The sequence below is a fragment of the Pseudomaricurvus sp. ABR4_320 genome (assembly GCF_056159445.1).
In genome coordinates, this window is record NZ_JBSWVF010000002.1 from 528,368 (window position 1) to 548,778 (window position 20,411).

The 20,411-nt window shown below is 49.7% G+C and carries 18 protein-coding genes; 13 read left to right on the top strand and 5 right to left on the bottom strand.

Going from position 1 to position 20,411, the window contains the following annotated elements:
• Positions 1-3: 3 nt before the first annotated feature.
• On the bottom strand, positions 4-1,095 hold the full coding sequence (locus ACXAFR_RS05545; RefSeq protein WP_475173405.1) for a hypothetical protein: 1,092 nt from the start codon (positions 1,093-1,095) through the stop codon (positions 4-6).
• 977 nt (positions 1,096-2,072) lie between these two features.
• On the opposite strand from ACXAFR_RS05545, the gene ACXAFR_RS05550 reads away from it, so the two are divergent.
• From ACXAFR_RS05550 to ACXAFR_RS05585, 8 genes are all read left to right on the top strand, one after another.
• The gene (locus ACXAFR_RS05550) at positions 2,073-2,354 is read left to right on the top strand and encodes a hypothetical protein (RefSeq protein WP_475173408.1); all 282 of its coding nucleotides are present in this window, start codon (positions 2,073-2,075) and stop codon (positions 2,352-2,354) included.
• Positions 2,355-2,506: 152 nt separating this feature from the next.
• Positions 2,507-3,304 (top strand): FRG domain-containing protein, encoded by a 798-nt coding sequence (locus tag ACXAFR_RS05555; RefSeq protein WP_475173416.1) that lies wholly within the window; start codon positions 2,507-2,509, stop codon positions 3,302-3,304.
• Positions 3,305-3,407: 103 nt separating this feature from the next.
• Positions 3,408-4,688, top strand: coding sequence for a helix-turn-helix transcriptional regulator (locus ACXAFR_RS05560; protein WP_475173423.1), 1,281 nt, complete (start codon positions 3,408-3,410; stop codon positions 4,686-4,688).
• 289 nt (positions 4,689-4,977) lie between these two features.
• Entirely contained in the window at positions 4,978-5,934 is a 957-nt protein-coding gene (locus ACXAFR_RS05565; protein ID WP_475173429.1) for a VOC family protein, read from the top strand.
• 49 nt (positions 5,935-5,983) lie between these two features.
• Positions 5,984-6,844, top strand: coding sequence for an SDR family oxidoreductase (locus tag ACXAFR_RS05570; RefSeq protein ID WP_475173436.1), 861 nt, complete (start codon positions 5,984-5,986; stop codon positions 6,842-6,844).
• A gap of 221 nt (positions 6,845-7,065) precedes the next feature.
• Positions 7,066-9,387 (top strand): TonB-dependent receptor, encoded by a 2,322-nt coding sequence (locus tag ACXAFR_RS05575; protein ID WP_475173443.1) that lies wholly within the window; start codon positions 7,066-7,068, stop codon positions 9,385-9,387.
• Positions 9,388-9,508: 121 nt separating this feature from the next.
• Positions 9,509-10,864 carry an MFS transporter gene (locus ACXAFR_RS05580; protein ID WP_475173445.1) on the top strand — a complete coding sequence of 452 codons (1,356 nt, stop codon included), beginning with the start codon at positions 9,509-9,511 and terminating at the stop codon, positions 10,862-10,864.
• Positions 10,865-10,898: 34 nt separating this feature from the next.
• The gene (locus ACXAFR_RS05585) at positions 10,899-11,861 is read left to right on the top strand and encodes an alpha/beta fold hydrolase (protein ID WP_475173448.1); all 963 of its coding nucleotides are present in this window, start codon (positions 10,899-10,901) and stop codon (positions 11,859-11,861) included.
• Between the two features lie 8 nt (positions 11,862-11,869).
• Here ACXAFR_RS05585 and ACXAFR_RS05590 read toward each other — a convergent pair whose 3' ends face one another.
• Complete coding sequence (locus ACXAFR_RS05590) at positions 11,870-12,760, bottom strand: LysR family transcriptional regulator (protein ID WP_475173451.1); 891 nt, start codon at positions 12,758-12,760, stop codon at positions 11,870-11,872.
• A 166-nt stretch (positions 12,761-12,926) separates the two neighbouring features.
• On the opposite strand from ACXAFR_RS05590, the gene ACXAFR_RS05595 reads away from it, so the two are divergent.
• From ACXAFR_RS05595 to ACXAFR_RS05615, 5 genes are all read left to right on the top strand, one after another.
• Positions 12,927-14,060, top strand: coding sequence for an LLM class flavin-dependent oxidoreductase (locus ACXAFR_RS05595; RefSeq protein ID WP_475173454.1), 1,134 nt, complete (start codon positions 12,927-12,929; stop codon positions 14,058-14,060).
• 3 nt (positions 14,061-14,063) lie between these two features.
• Positions 14,064-15,062 (top strand): nitrilase-related carbon-nitrogen hydrolase, encoded by a 999-nt coding sequence (locus tag ACXAFR_RS05600; protein WP_475173458.1) that lies wholly within the window; start codon positions 14,064-14,066, stop codon positions 15,060-15,062.
• Between the two features lie 41 nt (positions 15,063-15,103).
• Positions 15,104-16,186, top strand: coding sequence for an LLM class flavin-dependent oxidoreductase (locus ACXAFR_RS05605; RefSeq protein ID WP_475173461.1), 1,083 nt, complete (start codon positions 15,104-15,106; stop codon positions 16,184-16,186).
• A 141-nt stretch (positions 16,187-16,327) separates the two neighbouring features.
• Entirely contained in the window at positions 16,328-16,897 is a 570-nt protein-coding gene (locus tag ACXAFR_RS05610) for an NADPH-dependent FMN reductase (RefSeq protein ID WP_475173464.1), read from the top strand.
• Positions 16,898-16,962: 65 nt separating this feature from the next.
• A complete protein-coding gene (locus ACXAFR_RS05615) occupies positions 16,963-17,547 on the top strand; it encodes a nitroreductase family protein (protein WP_475173467.1) in 585 nt (194 codons plus the stop codon).
• Positions 17,548-17,586: 39 nt separating this feature from the next.
• On the opposite strand, the gene ACXAFR_RS05620 is transcribed toward ACXAFR_RS05615, so the two are convergent.
• From ACXAFR_RS05620 to ACXAFR_RS05630, 3 genes are all read right to left on the bottom strand, one after another.
• Positions 17,587-18,090 (bottom strand): holin family protein, encoded by a 504-nt coding sequence (locus tag ACXAFR_RS05620; RefSeq protein ID WP_475173470.1) that lies wholly within the window; start codon positions 18,088-18,090, stop codon positions 17,587-17,589.
• The gene (locus ACXAFR_RS05625) at positions 18,087-18,599 is read right to left on the bottom strand and encodes a glycoside hydrolase family 108 protein (protein WP_475173475.1); all 513 of its coding nucleotides are present in this window, start codon (positions 18,597-18,599) and stop codon (positions 18,087-18,089) included. Before ACXAFR_RS05625 ends, ACXAFR_RS05620 begins: the two co-directional genes overlap by 4 nt.
• 283 nt (positions 18,600-18,882) lie before the next feature.
• A complete protein-coding gene (locus ACXAFR_RS05630) occupies positions 18,883-20,397 on the bottom strand; it encodes a PepSY domain-containing protein (RefSeq protein ID WP_475173477.1) in 1,515 nt (504 codons plus the stop codon).
• Positions 20,398-20,411 lie beyond the last annotated feature (14 nt).

Here is a 20,411-nt window from a genome sequence, read left to right on the forward strand (position 1 = left end):
CTTTTAGGTACACCCATTTTCAAATATTTCCGGACATGACTCTGAGTAAGGCAGCCCCTTTTCAATTGCCGGGAGTATATCTTCTTTCCAGCCAATACTGTCTTTTTTCTTTCCGATTTTAAGCCAGAAATAATGTGTCATCTTTAGCCGTTGCCCTTCTTCTGATATTTGGGAAACATTGCATTTTCCGAAAGGCCCAACGAGTTCTGGAGATTGAATCTGCCACATTGCAGGCATCTTACCTAGATAAGACTTTGCATAGTACTGCTGGGCGACGGTGGGACCATTTTTGGTACATGAAGTCGGCAGGACATCGGGGCCTCCAATGCCGGTTTTCGCTTGAAACGCAGTGTCGACTAAGTTTTGAACTTCTCCAGCGAGAAAATTGATGCCAGGTACTAAGATGCTTTGCTGCATCTCAGCGGATACTTCCTTATAGATTTTTTGCAGTTTTTCAGAGTAAATTTTATTTGAATATCCTTCTGGACGTTTTACTTTTCTAAAGCCTGGCGTCGATTCAACCAGTTGGAGCCCTCCGAACGCGTCATTGCTGTCGTAACGTCTAACGAGCGCTTTCAAAAAAGTAATATAAGCCTCTGCAACGTCGTCATTTTGGATGGCTAAAGACCCACCATTTTTGGACGCCATGCATCCCTTACCACTGTCTTTATCTCGAATATACGCAGGGGCTTTACAAAATGTGTGGTCAGGTTTCCCGCCAAACGTTCTCTCTATAATTGCAACAAAAACCGTTTTATTTTGTCGACCACATTGATCCATAAGGTCATCTAATTGAGACCAATCATATTCTCCCTGGTTTTTCTCTATGTCACTCCAGTAGAACCTCGCCATCAGACCTTTGACGTTATCTTCGTTTCTTATCGCCCAACATTGACCGCCTGGATTTTTTGCGCCATTGAAAAGAAGCATGTAGTGTCCCGGTCGCCATCGTTTCGGTTTAGTATTTGGCTGTTCGATTGAATCACCTTCAGGAGGAGAAAATGGTTCCGCTTGGCTCCCTAAAGGTAAAAAGGAGAGACCACCAAGTACAATTGCGAGAATCTGTGAATATTGTTTAAGTGTTGGAAATGACATCTGCTCGTAAACCCTTTCTTTGCAGCCTGGACTACATATCCATTGTATCTATAACCAAATAGATAGTGTGTGCCTATGATGGCCTCGACGACAGGCCCAGTCAAAACATTCGGAGTCGATCCAGGCGACTACTTAAATCTCAGACAAATAAAGCTGGGATAAATTGCTATGGAATCGTGAAAAGTAACAATCCCGAGTGATTTTAGAGTGAAATCTGTAGAGTTTTAATAACGGAGAAGTGTGGGGGCAACAATGGAAGGGGGAGAAGCTCGAATTAGCGCAGTACCCCGATATCTATATAAAGCAAACGATAAAATGGATAACAGGTGTTGATGTTTTGAGCGTTGTGATCGCTATTTAAACAAAAATTCCCGGCGAGCCTGAAAATAGGGCAATCTGTGATTATGGCAGCAGTCTTTCAGGGATTGGCGCTCTCTCCGCTTAAAATAGCTGATTACTTGTCGCTCTAATCCTTGTTTGGGGTAGCGACCCGACCATAACGTGTGGACCGAGATGCGTTGTCCTCGATCGTCTATGACATCATAGTGTTTGTCGGCGCCGCAGGCGGATGCATAACGGGCGGTGTAAAATCTGCCTCGAAATTCAAATTCGATCACTCGCGAAACCTCCGGTGACGGCCACTGCCTGTGTCAGATGTCTAAAAATCTAGTTCAGCATCTAGGGTTTATCCAGTTTTCTGTCGGCCTGATGACGCTGGTTGGTGTCCTGTTTACTTTGCAGGGGAGGCGGCCAATCTTATCGTCAGGGTTGATCTGGCACACCAAGGAACGTCTCTGCTCCGCTCTTGACGTTGTGAGGCTTACATAAATTGTATGGCTGCCCCCAAAATAGGGGGGGAATCTAAATTAAAAACTCTGTATGTTTGGCATAACAATAATATGGGAATCCCAGCTTGTTCCTTGTGGCAGCGGTCGTGCTGTGAAGATTCCTGACGCTCGTTTTGGGAAGAACCTATCATGGCTACTGTGGAAAAATTGCCTCCTGTTGAGGAAAATGATCCCAGCTATTATGAATGGCTGGAAAGTGACTCTGTAAGCGTTGGGCATCATAAGCATTGTTATGCCTATAAAGATCTTTTTTGCTGTACAGATTGCGGTATTGTTTTTATGCAGCGTGACCGTGAAACCATGGCTTCTATTGGCTGTATCGGACGTTGGCGATATCGAAAATATGTTTTCAGCTGTACCGGGGTGCTTGTTCTTATCGGGCTCTTTGCGATGGGTTTCACGTTAGATTAGTTCTGTGGGCTGTCGTGATGGCAGATTGATTGTCAATCGCTGAAATTTTCTGCCCTTGTTGCTATGTCATCACGCTGTCATTGAATCCCGATAGGGTCGTGACTGGAAGCCTTTCTGTCTCGATTGTCCCGTCGTTGAAGTTATCAATTGTCATGCCCGAAATATCCATCGCTGAAAGCTGGTCTCATTTGCAGGAGCTCCTTTTCGATCAGACGTGGAATGCTGAGCTGGGCCGATTTCGCTCTCCCTGGGCGTTTCGGGGGTTATCTGATGTTGCCTATCCTCTAGCAACGACGCTCATGCGTCTTGGTGGTCCCTATGTTCGTTTAGAGCGCCACCTACTACGCAATTTTGTGAAATACGCTCATCGCGATGTGGTGGAGAGGGATTCCTATTGGCACTGGCTATCTGTTGCGCAACATCATGAATTGCCAACCCGTTTGTTGGACTGGACGCACTCACCTTTGGTCGCTGCACATTTTGCTACGGCAAACACAGAAAAATATCATCTGGATGGCTGTGTATGGTGCATTGACTATGAGCGTTGTCATCAATTGTTGCCTTCCGCAATGCGTCAGGTGTTGGATCAAGAGGGCGCTAATACCTTCACCACAGAATTGCTGGCGAGATCCGTTGCGACGATGGAAGCGTTTGATCGAGTCAGCACACTGCCTTTTCTGCTTTTTTTCGAACCTCCATCGATGGATGATCGCATCGTCAATCAATTCGCGTTATTTTCCGTCATGTCGCGAGCGGACATTGGTCTGGATCGATGGATCCATGAACACCCATCGCTCTGCCGCAAAGTGGTAATCCCTGCCAACTTAAAATGGGAAATACGTGACAAGCTAGATCAATCCAATATTACGGAACGAGTCCTCTTCCCGGGGTTGGATGGCTTGGGACGATGGCTGGCGCGTCAATACAGTCCAAAGTCGCAGATACAGTGATGTGTTGTCAGTGGTGGCTTCGCGTTATTCATCGTGTCTCGGTAAAGACGAGTTACTGAATTCGATCAAAGGGTAACTTTTGACGCCAAAGGTGTCGTTATTCGTGGCTTTGGCGCGTCACACACTTGCTCCCTATTGCGTTCGCTTAAACAATGTTCGAGAACTTTCTATTCTTGCAGGCCCCGGCTGCGAGCTTTCTATGGCGCAGATCGATTACGGAGGAAAATCTGGCGTGCGGAAGTCTTCTTTGTCGGGTCGTTTCACCGAGCGATCTATCCAGCAGCTGATTCAAGAGATTCAAATATCGGCGTTTGACCCAAGTCGGTGGCCGGACACCATCATTAAAATTTCGGAACCGATTGACTGCCACTGCGCACATTTGATCAATGCTGGATCCACTGGGTTAGTGAGTTACTTAAAACTGCGTGAGGGACTGCCGAGTGCTGATGACGAGGCTGATTTATTGGAAGACATCAACGCTGGAAATAACCCCAAAGTAAATTTTACCCGCACCACCAGCCGAACCGGCTACTGGTCAGATTGGGACATTCTGACTGAAGAGGAAATGTCGGTTCATCCCCATTATCACCATCCATTAATAAAAAAGTATCACGCCCACTATTCCGGTGGGCTGATTATTGAGAATCGAGAGCATTCAATGATTGCGCTCGGGAGTTTTCGTCGAAAGTCGGCTGGACGATTTCAGTCTGATGAACAGCATTACTTTCGGTTGTTGGCCCCTTATCTGGAAAGTGCCTTAGCAATCGGGCGATCCATCCACGTCGATACGCTTTTGGAATCCCGTATCGATCACTTACTGGGGTGCACGCGTGCGGTCTATTTGCTAAGCGCCAGAGGCGAGGTGCTGGAATCTAATCAACATGGACTGACATTGTTGGCCTCGGTAAATTCTTTGTATTTGGAAGGGCGCCGCTTGATCATGGCGGATGCCCACTGCAATCAACAGTTGCAAAAAGACATTCAGAGAGAGGTCATCGGTGATCGTCATCTTCCTGCGGTGGGGAAAGCCGGAAATATCACCTTTGTCGAAAATGGCCGTAGATACCGGTTATACATTGGCGCTTTGCGGTCAGAACTGGATAAGCTCTACGGATTTTCTGGTGTGGTTGTCGTGGAGAGCGAGGCATTGCCGGAGCGCCGGAGCTTGGAACGAGCTTTGTCGGAAGAGTGGCAACTGACACCCGCTGAAATTCAACTGGTTGTTGCCTTATACCGGGGGGCCAGTGTCAAAGAATACGCCAAACATCAAGGCTTGTCTGAGGCGACACCCAGAAGCCATCTTAAAAACATCTTTAGCAAGCTTGAGGTCAGGCGCCAAGGTGAGCTCATTGCTAAGCTTCATCATCTGCCCAGGCGATCTTGATAGCCCTCCATGCCTTAACTTTCAGGTGCACAAAAAGTAGTCAATTCACCTCTGCGGTAGCGTTTTTCCCTCTCAATACCTGAATTCTGGAATGACAAATGTCATTCTCAGCGCCATAGCAATTGTGTATACCCTATCCGTAAATTCATCTAGAAAATCTATTACCAGAAACATAAGGTTGATCCAGGCCAAAGACATCATGTCATGCACCGGATCAACGACTCCGGTCGCGGTATGACTGGCTATTACGATATTGCACAGCCATGGCGAAATAGGAGTTTAAGGCAGAATGTCAGAGCCAAGTACAGAGCAGAGCGCGCCGGAATCAGCACGAATATACGATCGGATATTTGTAGGTACGAACGATCTGGATCGCAGCTTGTTTTTGTGGGCAGAGATGCTTGGCTTGGAGCTGCAGTACAAGCCACAGGTGCCCCCTCCAGGATTATGTCGTCTTTGGGGATTGCCGGCGAATGCCATCCGGCGTCATGCCGTACTCATTACGCCCGGCGCGCCTGGTGGTCGATTGCATTTGGTGGAATTTAGAGACGCCGTGGAAAGTGTGCGTCAAGGCGCTAAGTCTACCGATGTGTGCCCGAAAAACCTGGATTTCAATGTTCTCGACATCGATGCCCGCATAGAAGAATTAGTGGCTGCTGGCTATCAGATGCGCTCGGCACCTATGGAGCATCACGTCGATGGCCTTGTGGTAAAAGAAGTACAGCTACCCGTCGAAGACGACATCAATATGGTATTGATGGAAGTGGTTGGCGAGCCTCTTCAAGTCACACCCAGACAATTTGGCGGTGCGACGTCTGTGGTAACGACGGTAGCGGATATCGATGCTGAAATTGCGTTTTTTGAAACATTGGGATTTCAGGCGCTGGATCGGCACTGTCTGCAAGGCGAGACAATAGAGAAAGTGATAGGGCTTCCGTCGGGTGGCAAGTTGCATATGCAATTATTGGGTGATCCCGCCCATCGGTTTGGTCGCGTAGAGCTGGTGTCTTATGAAGGCATTGACGGGGCAAACCTCTATCCCCGTGCATTGCCTCCGGTGCGGGGTATGTTTCGGGCCGGGCTGAGTGTTGACGATGTCCACACGATTGCCGAGAGCTGCCGCCAGAGTGGATACCAAGTTACCCCTGTGGCGAGCTACGTGCTCGAAGATGGTGAGCGTGAGGTGACGACAATAACCTCACCAGCGGGATGGAAGTTAGATGTTATGGGGCCGGCAAGGCCATAGTCTGCCGGATCATCGGAAATACAACGTAAAAAATGGTGTACAGAGCAGTATGATTTTAATTATCGGGGCTACAGGTAAAACATCAACGAGTGCAATTCAGCATTTGTTGGACGCGAAACAATCCGTCAGGGCATTGGTGCGCAATCCCGATAAAGCGAAACCGTTACAAGATGCCGGTGTCGACGTGGTTATTGGCGATGTCGCTGACGATGATGCCCTGGCGAAAGCCATGGATAAGGTTGAGAAAGTCTTTCTGTTGCTACCGAACGGCGAAGCCCAGTTGACGCTGGAAAAGCGAGTAACCGATTTTGCTGTGACGCATGGGGTTTCCCTTCTGGTGAAGCAATCCTCAATGGAAACGGTTCCGGGAACCACCAAACCGATTCCGCAAACTCATCTAGCATCCGAAGCCTACATCCGTGCCTCTGGTTTAAAGTGGGTCATGATTCGGCCGACATTTTTTACTCAAATGCTGTTGACCTGTGCGCGATCCATTAAAGCAAACGACAGTATCGTCTTTCCCATGGGGCAGGGTAAGGTCGCGCCAACCGATGCGCGTGATGTTGGCGCTGTCGCTGCCAAGGTTTTGATCGAAGAGGGGCACGAAGGGAAAAGTTACGATTTGACCGGCCCCGAATTGCTCGATTTTAATCAGATTGCGGAAATATTTTCTGATGCCCTGCAGCGCCCCATCACCTATGTTGATCAGCCATTAGCGGACTACCGAAAAACTCTTGAGGCGTTTATCGATGATGGTTGGCGAGTCAATGCAGTCTGTGAAGAGTTAAAAGCTCTGGCCGATGGCAGTACCACACATACCACTAACACACCGGCCGATTTGCTCGGACGCAAACCTCTATCTGTGCAGGAATTTGTGAAGCAATACGCCGCAGCATTCAAAAATAATTAATTCAGATCGACAGCCTCTCAGAGCTGGGCAGAATTCCCGGCGCTGAGAAGCGGCTGTCGATGGACCTTCGTGTCCACCACTAGATGATCAGACCTGGCGAATCAGCCGGGCAAAAAAATACCGTCATTTCAGAGAGAGATTTAGATGATGTTGATCTATTACTAATCATTAAGGAGTGAGACAGGACCACCATGAGGGAAGACACCTTTAAGAATGCCTCTGTGAAATGGCGTAGATTTACGCCGAATCTTTTGGCTGCCGCCATCATCAGTTCCGTCAGCGGATTTGCCTCAGCACAAATAGAAGAAATTACCGTCACTGCAAAACAACGTAGCGAAAAACTACAGGACGTTCCCCTGGCAATTGATGCTTTTACAGCCAGTGATTTGCGTGAAAATCAAATTACTGGGCTCAAGGATCTTCAGGACGTAACACCAAACCTCTATCTCTCAAGCGCAAACCGCAATGATCCAACCGCAGTTGGTATGCGCGGTCTTACTCCTAATACATCGGACGAACGCTATCAAGGTGTGTCTTTCTTTCTGGATGGCGTTCCTCTAAGCGGACAATTGGCGTCGCTGGATTTAAATGGTATTGAACGGGTTGAGGTGATTAAAGGGCCGCAAGCGGCGAGCTTCGGTCGAGCAACCTATAGCGGTGCCATTAATTTCATCACCAAATCACCTGCCGAAGACACGATTACCGGCAGCATAAGAGCGCGGGGTGGTTATCCCGATGGTGGTGACAGTAGCACCTACATGTTCAGTGGCTCTGTTGATATGCCATTGGTGGAAGATAAACTCTGGTTAAGTCTCGCCGGATCCACTTTCCAAAACGGGGCAGTTGGCGAGTCACCTGACGACGGCAGTCCGATCGGTGAAGAACAGACCCAATCGGGAACCGCAACGCTCTATTACGAGCCGACAGATACGCTGTCGATAAAACTTCGGGGCTTGTATTCCCACGATGAAGACAGTGGTTCATTAGCGGTAATTCAACATCCTCGCGACTGGGTCGAGGCGGGCGTTGATACCTTTACTCTGTCACGTGCCGATGGCTCATTTTATCCCACAACATTACCCGATGCCGACGTCGGCCTGATTTCCAACGTGGGGTCGACAGGCACTGAGCGTGACCGATACTTTGGCTCGCTGATCGTGACAAAAGACATCGGCGACTATGAGCTGACCTACAGTGGTGGTTATTTCTACAGTGAAGATGACCGAGACGCCGCGTTTGTTGGCCGGGCTTATGGCGTAGGGGAAGATCCAGTATTTGGCGACCTGGTGGGCACAGATGCTGTCGACCTCAGTTTCTATGCTGGCTTTCTATATCCATCACAGGAATTTTTTGAAAACACCAGTCATCAAATCGTACTTTTATCTCCGAGTGAGGCCGCGTTTCGCTGGCGTGCGGGCGTCTCGTACTTTTGGGAAGAAGATGAAACTCGGTTTCTTCTATCAGCAAGTGACACCAACCCCAGTGGCCGGTCCCGACTTGATCGACTGGAGAATATCTCCACGTTTGGTGGCTTTGATTACGACCTGAGCGATACCTTGACGCTCAGCGTTGAAGGGCGTGTGGCCAATGAGCGAATTTCCTACGTTGGCTGCCCCAATTGCGCCTCTCCGATTGATAAAGGCCAGGCCAATAAATCTACCGACTTCTCGCCGCGTGTCACGCTCAGCTACAAGCCGTCTGATGACAGTATGCTGTATGCGCTTTGCTCTTCCGGCGTGAAGAGTGCCCGCATGAGCCGAGTGGTTGTAAATGGTGACCCAACTATCATGGTTGCGGATCCCGAAGAGTTGAGCAACTACGAATTGGGTTCCAAAAACACCTTCTTAGAAGGCCGCTTGAAACTCAATGCTGCCGTCTTCTTTCAAGACGTTGAAAATCAGCAATTGGTGAGTTCTTCAAACGTCAATATCGATGGTGAGGTAGTACCACTGACATTCGCCGACAATGTTGGCGAGTCTGAAGTCTATGGCTTTGAATTAGATACCGAATTCCTGGCAACAGACGCTTTAACTTTACGTGCTTCAGTGGGCTACGCCCATCATGAGTTTGTCAACGACGATCCATTGATCTTGTCTGCAGATTCAACGTGGAGCTTTGAAGGCGAAGTAGGTGATCCCGTGTCTTTGGATGGTTTGACGCAGACCAACGTGCCGCGTTGGACGGGCCGGGTGTCCGGGGAGTATTTCATTCCCAGTGTGATTCACGCCATGGATATGACGCTGCGATTGGATGCCAGTTACAAAGGGAAATGGTATGCAGACCTGGCGAATCGTGTTGAGGCGGAAGACGCCTGGACAGCAAATGCCCGTGTGAGTCTGCGTAATCAATCCTTTGAAGTGGCAGCTTACGGGAAGAACATTTTCAATCAGGATCGCGCAATCGGCTCAGGCCTGGCGGGAGGCGCCGGACTCTGTGCCTTTGTTGAAACCGACACGGCGTTCTACGGAAATAATCAGCAGTGCTTACAGGCGAGTGCGCCTCGACCTGCAGAGTTTGGCGTGGAAGTGAATTACGATTTCTAAAGGCCTTCTATACCGGTGGCAGGTGCGTCTGCCATCTGTAGATCAGCAGGTTTGTGATCGTTTGATCTCCTGAATTTTTGTTTCATTGCGTGCAGGTTAATAGGCTGCACTGGAGTTATCTATGTCCTCATTGGATTCTGCCGCTGCGGCTGGCGATGATCGGGAACGCTATAGCGTTTACTATTCTGTCGGTGGTCGCGTCACAATTTTCGCGCTGTTTCTAACCGCTGCACTGTGTACGATGGATCGCATGATCCTCTCCCTGGTGGTCGACCCCGTCCGTCAGGATCTTATGTTGACAGAGACCCAGATTGGTTTGTTACAGGGGTTTTCGTTTTCTCTTCTGTATGCCTTTGCGGGCATTCCTTTGGGGTTGATGGCCGATCGCCTGGCTCGTAATCGACTTTTAGCGTTCGCCGTGCTCATCTGGAGTGGTGGAACCTTCGCGTGTGGTTTGGCGCAAAGTTTCGAGTCGCTGTTCTTCTTTCGTATGCTCGTTGGCGCAGGCGAAGCCGCACTTTGGCCGGTCGCGGTATCGCTAATTGGCGATATGGCTCCCCAGCGCAGCCGAGGTAATTTAATCGGCGGCGTTATTATCGGTCAGCTCTTAGGGGGAAGCTTTTCCCTGATTATCGGCGGTCAGTTATTGCAACATGCATTGGCCGGAGGCATGGCCGACTGGCCGCTTTTGGGTGCGTTCGAGTCCTGGCGTGTATTGTTCGTTCTCTACGGGATGTTCGGGGCGGCGGTAATTGTGTTGCTGATGTTGGGTAAGGAGCCACCGAGAACACCGTCAGACCAACCCACATCCCGCAACCCACTCGCTGGCTTTGGTCACTTCGTTAATTATTTTCGGGGGCACTGGCGATCCATCGGCGCGTTGTACTTACTCACTTTGGTTGTCGCGGTCGTGCAGTACTCAGGCATGGCTTGGAATCTTCCTCTCCTGATGCGTCGTTTTGAATTGGGTCCTCAGGAGATTGGTTGGATCATGGGAATTCTCATGTTTGGTGCTGGCGCCTTGGGGTCGATCAGTGGTGGTTTTATCACACGGAAAACCGGCTCCAATCCCGTCAGTCGCTGCAAAGTCATCATCGTTGCTTATCTCGCGTGTATTAGCTACGGATTAATTGCATTAAATCCTGGTTTGGCGGTCACCTTGTTTTTGATTGGGCTGCCTGCCGTACTGTTGGCGATGGCCGGGGTAATCACACTGGTTATTTTGCAGGATATAGTGCCGCCGAATATGCGTGGTGTAGCGACATCGGTTAATCATCTTCTAGCCAGCTTAATTGGTGCGTCTGTCGGGCCGATGCTGGTGGCAATGTTAACTCAGTATGTGTTTAAAGCAGACACCATGGTGGGTGTATCTCTCGGAATTGTTGTCGGCCCGGCGATGGCTTGTGCCGCTATTTTCGCATTTCTAATCATGCGGCAAATGGCTCGGGCTCAAAAACAATCTCAGGCTATGGCTTGAACAATAAGACCGTTAACAAGAAGTAGATATCATTATGTGGAAATGGACTCTCAGTATTCTGGCAATACTTATTGTCAGTGCTTTCGCCCTAGTGGGAAGTATGCGAGCGGGTTGGTGGAACCCGTCTCAAGAAGCGGTCGTAGAAAAGTACGCTAACGCGCCGTCACAGTTTATCGATGTGGATGGCGTCAAGCTCCATATTCGTGATGAGGGCAAAGGGCCTGTGGTCATTATGATGCACAGCTCAATGTCTGACTTGAGAATTTATGATGGCTGGGCAGATATACTTAAAACCGGTTATCGGGTTATTCGAATCGATTGGCCACCTTATGGATTCAGTTCTGATCCCAAACCGTCGACAGGAATGCCTGGCGTCGTGACACTTCTGGAAAAATTGGTGTCGCAACTCGGGCTGACCAAGTTTACGTTGGTTGGCAGTTCCAGCGGTTCGACCATCTCGGTTCTTTATGCCGCCAGCCATCCGGAGCAGGTAGAGGCGCTAGCACTGTCGACGTTACCACTGTCTGCGCCACCGGAATCGAAAGCGCCTTTTTTGGTGAATTTCTTTCAATATATTCATCAGCATTGGGCGCCGAATTACCTGCCAAAGATCTATTACAAGTCTTTCTTAAGTTGGTTATACGGTGAGCCGTCTCGACTCACGCAGGAAAAACTGACTTGGTTTTATGAAACCAATAATGTTCCAGGGAAGTTCGAACTGGTACGCCAGTACTATCAAGCCAACAGCAAGGCAGTTTGGTCGAAAGGCGCCGGTGATGAAGCTGGACAGGTTACTGCGCCGATACTCCTTCAGTGGGGTGACAGCGATCCTGTGTTGCCAAAATACCGAGCCGATGACGCGGTTAAGCAATTTCGTAACGCTGATGTGACCGTGATCCATTACGACGATGTCGGTCACTATCCGATGATGGAGTTACCTGAAGAAACCGGTAAAGATCTAAAAGCGTTTCTGGATAAATTACAGCAAACGCCTTAGTTAAAACATTACTGGCAGATGTTACAGAGGGTTTTTATCAGGGTTTTTTCGGTACGTGACAGAACCGCTTCCGAGCGCCAGAAGATACCTGCTGGGCGCTCGTAACCTGAAGTTCCGAAATCCATGCGAACCAATTTTCCAGCGGCAATGTCCTCTGCGTAATCTTCGTGATTGCCCATAGAAACAAGCTCGCTGTACAGAAGGCAGCTTTTGGTGAGTAGCAGAGATGACGTGCGCAATGCAATTGTCGGAACATCGACATCATGGGATTGGAACATTTGTGTCCAGCCCTGCATTAACGTGGTATTGGTCGGTACGATCCAGCGTGCGTCAGAAAGTTCTTTAAGCGTAGGGTTTTCTTTCTTGGCAAGAGGGTGTTGTGCGCTCATTAAAACGCTGGCGCCTTCCATGCTGAGTTGCTCAAAAGAGATTCCGTCCAGTTTTAAATACGGAGCTTTTGATCCAAGTACCAATCGCAGACTGCCATCACGTACTTGATCGAGCATGTCATTGAGGGTGCCTTCTTGAACGGTGATTTGTATGTTGGGGTGATGATTAAACATATGTGCTAGTGCAAGGGGAAGTCGATGCATTGCAAACATGGGTTCGGTTCCGATGGCGATACACTCTTCGCGCACTTGTCGAAGACCATTAATGGCAGACATGGCGTTATCTCGTTCGTTGAGAATCACGCGCGCGTGCGGCAGAAGTTCTTTGCCTGCAGGTGTTAGTTCAATCCCTCGTGCGCCACGCTCAAAAAGTTTTACGTCAAGCGTATCTTCTAACATGGTGATACTTCTGCTGAGAGAGGGTTGTGAGACGGCAAGTTGATCTGCGGCTTTATTAAAACTGCCGAGTTCGGCGATGGTAACGAAACGGCGCAGTTGGCGTATGTCCATAATATTTCCGGCAAAAAGTTTATGAAAAAAATTAAAAGACAGTTAGCTGTCAGGTGTGTAATTGCTATACGTCTATCGTATAGCCTATTGGCAATTTGATCTAGAAATTCTATTGCTTAAATTCTATTCTGAATTTTTAACGTCTGAAGGATGACAGGGGACAATTATGAAAACAGGAGACAACACCGATATTGAGTTCGTTGGCCTGGTTAACCATAGGCCAGCGGCGGTTGGTGAGCCGCCTTCTGAACTGGATTTTGATCCGGAGTATATTCGTCGCTCTGCTCTGAGTCAGGAAGCCGCAGGTTATGATCGTGTTTTGATTGCCAACACCGCGACCATGCCGGAGAGCTTTATTATTGGATCTCATCTTTCAGCGGTTACCTCTAAATTAGGTTTTATGCTGGCGCATCGTCCGGGTGTCGTCCCGCCAACAACAGCCGCAAGACATCTTGCAACACTGGATCGTTTGAGTGAAGGTCGCGCTGCGGTACACATTATTGCCGGTGCGGATGATAGAGAAGTACAGGCGGATGGGCTTTTTAATACCAAAGAAGAGCGCTATCACATTGCCGCAGAATATGTTGATGTGATGCGCAAGGTATGGGCTGCAGAAGAACCTTTTGATTTTGACGGCGAGTTTTATAAATTTCGTGGCGCCTATTCCATGGTTCGGCCGTCCAAAGGTGCTGTTCCTGTGTATTGGGGCGGTACGTCGGATCTCGCTTTGGATTTGTGTGGTAAGTGTGCCGATGTCTATGCACTTGGTGGCGATACCTTTGCGGGAGCCGGTGAATTGGCGAGTAAAGCGCATGCGGCAGCCGAGCGGTATGGGCGAGAGATAAGCGTATTAATGACCATCGTGATATTGGTGGGTGAGACAGAAGACGCCGCTTGGTCTAAAGCAGAAAAGCTGTACGGCAAGGTGGTGTCTCAAATGGAATCCGGCGGTCATGGGGCCATTACCAATCACCACGAAAAGGCAGACGACAAACCTGCTGCGGGCGCCTTTCAGCGTATGCTTGAGCGCAGTAAAGAAGGCGAGCGTTTGGACCGCTGTCTGTGGACCGGACTAAACAAAGCATTTAAAGGTCGGGGCAACAACAGTGTTTTGGTCGGTACAGCCGAGCAGATCGCTGACAGCTTAATGGAGTATCGGCGCCTGGGCATTCAGCGGTTCCTGTTACGTGGGCCGAATCAGGATGAAGATGCTGCAATTATTGGTCGCGAGCTTGTGCCGCTGCTGCGAAGAAAAATTGCGCTCGAGTCCGGTTCTACACTTGCCACGCAATCGGCGTAAGCGATGATGTCCGAGCAAGATGTCCTTCCGTACTTTGTCGCGCTTTGCCGTCCGGAAACGGAGGTCATTTTTGACGATGCAGGACGACCGGATCCTCAACGGCTAAACGCCAATATTGATGTTTATTGCAAGATGATTCGTCGTGCAGCAAACGTACATCAAGCAAAGATTGTCGTGTTCCCGCAATTTGCGTTGACGGGCTACGCGATGGTTGATGGTTCATCGTGGGTGGAAGCCTCGGTTTCGTTTTCTGGTGCCGAGCTGGCTCGGCTGCGACAAGCGGCCGAAAAGGAAAATGTCTATGTCGTACTGCAAGCCGCAGAGCGACATAACGCTTTTCCTGACCGGCACTTTTTATCTGCGGCCATTTTTAACCCTGAGGGTGGCGTGGGGATTGTGCATCGCAAAAATTATGCGATGTCGATGCGAACCAGTCCCATCGATGTTTATGATCGTTTTGTAGATACCTTTGGTGCCGATGCGTTTTTCCCTGTCCTCGATACTCCTTTAGGAAAGCTTGGTCTTGCAATTGGTGCGGAAGTCCATTGGCCAGAGGCGATTCGAGCCTTGGCGCTCAAGGGCGCAGAGGTGATTTTAAATCCGATTGCTTCGGTCGTCGGTGTGGATTATCTGGGCAGGCCAGGAGCGGAGTTGGTGCGTGGTACACGTGCGTTTGAAAACCAAGTCTACTTGGCGATGACTAACATCGCAGCTGAAAACGCGCCAGAACCTCAAGCCTATGATTTTCAAGGAAGGTCGATCGGTGTCGCGGCGGATCGCGATATCCATCTTGCAGAGATTGACGTTGCTGCGTTGCGACAAGCGCGCGAGCAGCCAGCAGCGAACTTTCTAGCTCAATTACAGCCGCCAATACACGAGCCCTGGGATTCTCTGTCGCTGTGGCCGAAAAATGCGTTTTTCGACAAGCCAGCTCAAGACGCTGAGCAATTGTTGTCGCTCGAACGAGAATCCTGGCAACGGTTGCAGGATCGCAATCGTTAGCCGAGCAAGTACTGCTCACGTTTTAATTTCAGGAGAACACTATGCCATGTGAAATAGTTGGTTTGCATTTTTTTGCGGATGCCTCTGAGTTGCGTCCTTCGGATACTCAAATGGATGTCGATTTCATTCGCGATTATGCCATTGCTCATGAAGAGGCGGGGTTCGATCGCATCTTAATTGGCCAGACAGCAACCTGGCCCGATGGCTTCGCGATTGCAAACTACCTGGCGTCGGTGACATCCACCCTGAAATTTATGGTCGCTCATCGGCCGGGATTCATCGCTCCAACCATGGCTGCCAGAATGTTTGCCACGCTTGATCAGCTCTCTGGTGGGCGTGTTGGTATCCACATTATTACCGGGGCCAGCGATATCGAAATGCAGGGTGATGGGGATTATCACACGAAGGAAGAGCGGTATCGCCGTAGCCGTGAATATGTCGATGTCTTACAGCGCACGTGGGCGGCAGAAGCGCCATTTGATTTTGAAGGTGATTGGTATCGCTGCAACGGTGCCTTTGCCAAAGTAAAGCCTCAGCAAGCGAATATTCCGATTTACTGGGGCGGCAGCTCGCCATTGGCGGTTGAGTTGGGCGCTGAGTGCGCGGATATCTACGCCGTCGGGCCAGATACTCTTGCCAATACACAGGCGGTGGTAGAGCGTTTTCGTGCGGAGGCCGCGCGCCATGATCGCCATCCGGATTTCTCCATGTCCATGCGGGTCATCATTGGTGACACTGAAGAAGAGGCCTGGAGCAAAGCCTCGGATGTTTTAATAGCCGTCACAGAATATCAGGCGACCCAGGGTAAAATCGGTCGTGAAAAAGAAGCCGATGACAGTGGCACTTTGAGTACCTTGGCAATGGTTGCCAGAGGTGAGTGTCAGGATGAACGCCTGTGGACTGGCGTTACCAAAGCGACGGAAGGACGGTTGCACGCCACCGCATTGGTTGGGACTGCTGAGCAGGTCGCAGATTCGTTACTGGCCTATTACGCCATAGGTATCGACCGCTTTCTGTTAAACGGTTTTGACACTATTAACGATGTCCGTCTGTTTGGCGAGACGTTGATCCCTCTGATTCGTCAGAAGGTGGCCGAGTACGACCAACAACAGGGCAAATCCTGATATTGCCTTGATGCGACGGGGGTTGATTCATGCCTTCTTGCAACAGCATGGGTATCACCCGTCGTTCCTCGAAAGATTAGCTTCCAGCCTGCTCGCAGGTCACAGGCTTTTCGCATTGCCCACTAGGAATCCGAATCATTTATGACAAAAGCTCTCTCCATCGTTGGGATAGGTGGTACGACGTCTCCCAATAGCTCGACAGAACAAGCGCTCAATATCGCACTGGCAGAGGCCGCAGCGCTCGGGGCTAGAACACAGCTCTTTGGTGGCGAGGCATTGGCATCATTGCCTCACTACGATTGGAATGCCGCCAAAGACTCGACCACTGCCCAAAACATGATTGCCGCATTGCGTGAAGCCGATGGCATTATTCTCGCCAGTCCTGGCTATCACGGCACCATATCCGGGTTGGTGAAAAACGCACTCGATTATTGCGAAGAGACTGCCAAGGATGAGCGACCCTATTGGGAGGGGCTTCCAATAGGGCTGATCGTTACGGCTTATGGCTGGCAGGCAACGGGTTCAACTCTGGCGACAATGCGATCCATTGCTCATGCATTGCGTGGCTGGCCAACACCTTTTGGTGCTGGTATCCGATCGGCATCTGGTCTGTTTTCTGAAGGTGTCTGTACCGATGAAAGCGTCCGTGCTCAGCTTGCTCGTGTTGGGGAGCAAGTCGTTAGTTTTGCAGCGCGGCGAACGGTGGCTTGATGACTCGTGACAGGGATATACTGTCGTTAGTTTCATTACTTGGCTATTGAGCCTCAGGAGTAAACATGACAAGCCGCCAAGCAAACCCCCAGATCCCGGCGCTTTTTCTCGATCGCTGGTCTCCAAGGTCATTCGATGGTAACCCAGTCCCTCAAGACGATTTACAGATTATGTTTGAAGCGGCCAGTTGGGCGCCGTCTGCCTACAATTCTCAACCTTGGCGCTTTCTCTATGCGGTAAATGGGGACAGTCACTGGGAAACATTCCTTTCACAGTTAATCCCATTTAATGCCGGGTGGGCAAAGGATGCGGGCGCGTTGGTGTTCGTCGTGTCCAAGTCGATGATTGGCGATGGCGAGTCCGCTAAGCCCTCTCACAGTCATAGTTATGATTCTGGTGCTGCGGCCATGCTGCTGGCACTTCAGGCGACAGAAATGGGCTATTTCTCACACAGTATGACTGGCGTACTCTTTGAGCAAGCGCAAACCGCCCTGAACATTCCGGAGGGGCACCGCTTGGAAGCGGCGATGGCGATTGGCAAGCGTGCACCGTTGGAGCAGCTGCCAGAAGCTTTAAAGGAGCGAGAAGTACCCAGTACCCGTAATCCGATTTCTGATTTCGTGGTCGCCGGACCTTTCTCCGCCAGCTGATCCTCGTCTTAACGGACACTCTCGTCGGTGATCGCACATTTAGTTTTTCTTGCGGTCAACGTGTTTGGTGTCCGTATTCTTCAGTTTGTCGAAACTGCGCATACCACCGATACCCAGCATGCCTGTCACAATGGCAAACAGCGCGTCACCGGGAAGTGGTGGCGGTGGCGTAAAGGTGCACTCGGTCTGTGCCTGGGATCCCAGGGTTTTGATCATTTCTGCCGCTATGGCTTCATCAAGGTGGCAGGGAACCACTCCCATCGCCTGAAACAACGCCCACGCCCAAATTAACAGTGGATAGATGACAAACTGGTAGGCGAGGGCAATACCACCAACCCATCCGATAAAGGGGCGCCAACCGGCTACAAACACACTGCCATGGCGAGCTTCAACCTGATTCGTCTCAATTTTTCCATGCAGTAATTGAACATCGAGCTGTCGTTCCTGCAGAGCTATTTGTAATTTCTCTTCCTTTGAGGTGATCAGATCGTCAGCAATTTTGCCGACGCTATCAATGACTGTTCCAATGCCTAAAATATTCACGTTAACGCCTCCAGAGTCCGATTAATCCATCCCAGCAGAAACTTTCTTTGCGAATCATCCCGCCGAACGATTTCTGCATATCGGGCGATTTTGGCAAGAGCAAAGTTCGATACAAACAAGTCTGGAGGCGCTTCGTTGATTTTGGCAATGGTAATCGGGCCGATGATGCCGTCCGGTGTTGCTTCTAACACCAGTTGGGCAAGTCTGGTCGACGTGCGAACACCGGCATTCACCGCAAAATCGAACAGAGATTCTGCAATAGCTTGAGCCACGATTTCATCGGCTAGTAAGCTATCCCAATAATGCTCGCGGTAGAAGTCGCGCACCATGGAGGTAATTCTGGCATCGTTCGGGTTAGCTTCCAGTAGTGCCCAGCCTGGCCAGTTAGGATGAAAGTTGTGGGCGATGCCCGCGTAGGTTTTGCCACCCTTGTCGCCCGAAACTTCGTGAAGAACGAAGCCGCCCTCGTTTTTTATCATTTCTTCAAAGGCAGGTAAAAAGTCGGCCATAGACATTCCCTCGTCAGTAGCGTTTACAGGAGTAAAACACATTACCTCTGAGTTGGACAACGTCTATTAGCCCGATGATAGAGTGAATATTACCGATTTTATGAGTGAGTTATCGACCGGATATCGCTATTCCACAGCGTTACCAGCCCGTCGATATCAATGAGTGTACATCGAAGAAAACCCGATACAGAAAAGATTTTGCGTCGAGCCCGCTTGGATGGTTCTGGTATTGTTGCTAAGCATTGTATCGCGGCTTACTGGTATAACTTTATGTAAGCAGCAACTAGAGTACGGCATGTTTCGCGATTTTGGCTTTCCGTCTCTTTTGATCGCGCTTAAAGCGAAGGCGCCGCCAGCCAATAATAAGACTGCTGGTCGAAAACGTCAGACCCAGCAAGCACAAACTTATGACCACAATATCCCAGAGCGGACGATGAGAAATCAGAAAGTGAAAATCTAGGCTGTGTAAGCCGTTATAGAGCCATCTTTCCCGTCGAGCATTTGCCGTGAGTCTCCCCAATAATTGGCCGGTGGTCATGTCGATATGAAACCAGGTTTCTTCCGGATCATTGAATGTTAAACGTAGCACCGGTAGAGGCTTCGATCGTTCATGATGTGAGTAGTAGTAGCTGTCGTAGGCCGTAAGTATTTTAGAATCGACGCTCGAGTAGGGTGCCATGATGGCATCGACGCTGCTTTTGATCGACGCAATGTTTGATGGATCATTCGTCGTCATAAACGGCTTTTTGGTAAGCTTACTGTCGATAGCATAGCTGTAAATTTTACCTTTAACCCAATACCAAGTAATTTCTCTCGTACCTTTTGGGATAGTCAATATCGTAAGGTTTTCTGCAACCTTGGTATCTGTTAGAAGTTCAGGAATAAGAGGTGTTTGAGTGTAATTTTGTTGTTGTTCTGTAAAGGACGTGGCGTCGGTAAAAAGTTGCCATGGGTTCATGGACATAAGCCCGCTGAACAGATAGGTGGTTAGCGGAATCAGAAATAGAAGTCCCAGGATATGATGCAATTTCATTTGACCACGATAGGGTGATACGTCTTTTCCTCGATAACGTTTTTTCAGTTTGAGTCGCTGAAATCCTGCGTAGGCGCCGGTTAAAATCGATGTTAGGCCGAGAAGCGAAATACCGACAATAACCCAATGCCAAACGTCTGGATGGCGCCGAAGTTGCAGCGGATAGATCCAGTGTAAATTGGCGCCCAGCCAATTCCAAACCCGTTCATGGGCACTTGTATCTCGAACGACTTGCCCCGTCTTGCTCGAAATATACAACTGTGTTTTCTTTGCATCATTTACATCGATTTTATACAGAGGGCGATGACTGTGCAGGCTGCCTGAGACCGTCCACTGATCCATCGATATCTGTTGGTGAAAGCGAATGTTTTCAGGGTTTATGGATTGTTGGCGTGCAAAGTTCTTCGCTGAGCTTAGCGCAATCTGCGGTGAAATCGATGTCACTAACTCACCCGTATCGGCAAACATCGTCCAGTATTGCTTGTTCTGCGTCTCTACCATGTAGGCGGGGCGCCCCATGACCGAAGTGAGTTTGAAGTCCGCGATTCTCAGGTCAGAGGGCATGCTTTGCAAAAGCTGCTGGGGCGTAATGTTTACATCAGATTGCCGCAATTCAGGCAACCCGGACAACCGCTCTTGAGGTGTTAACGTCGGAAAGCCCACATACATCATAACGATGCCGCTGAAAAACCACATTGCCATAAACAGGCACATCGCAATTCCCAGCCAACGATGTAAAAGGTAAATCCAGCGGCGAATATTCACATCTCAGTCCCGTC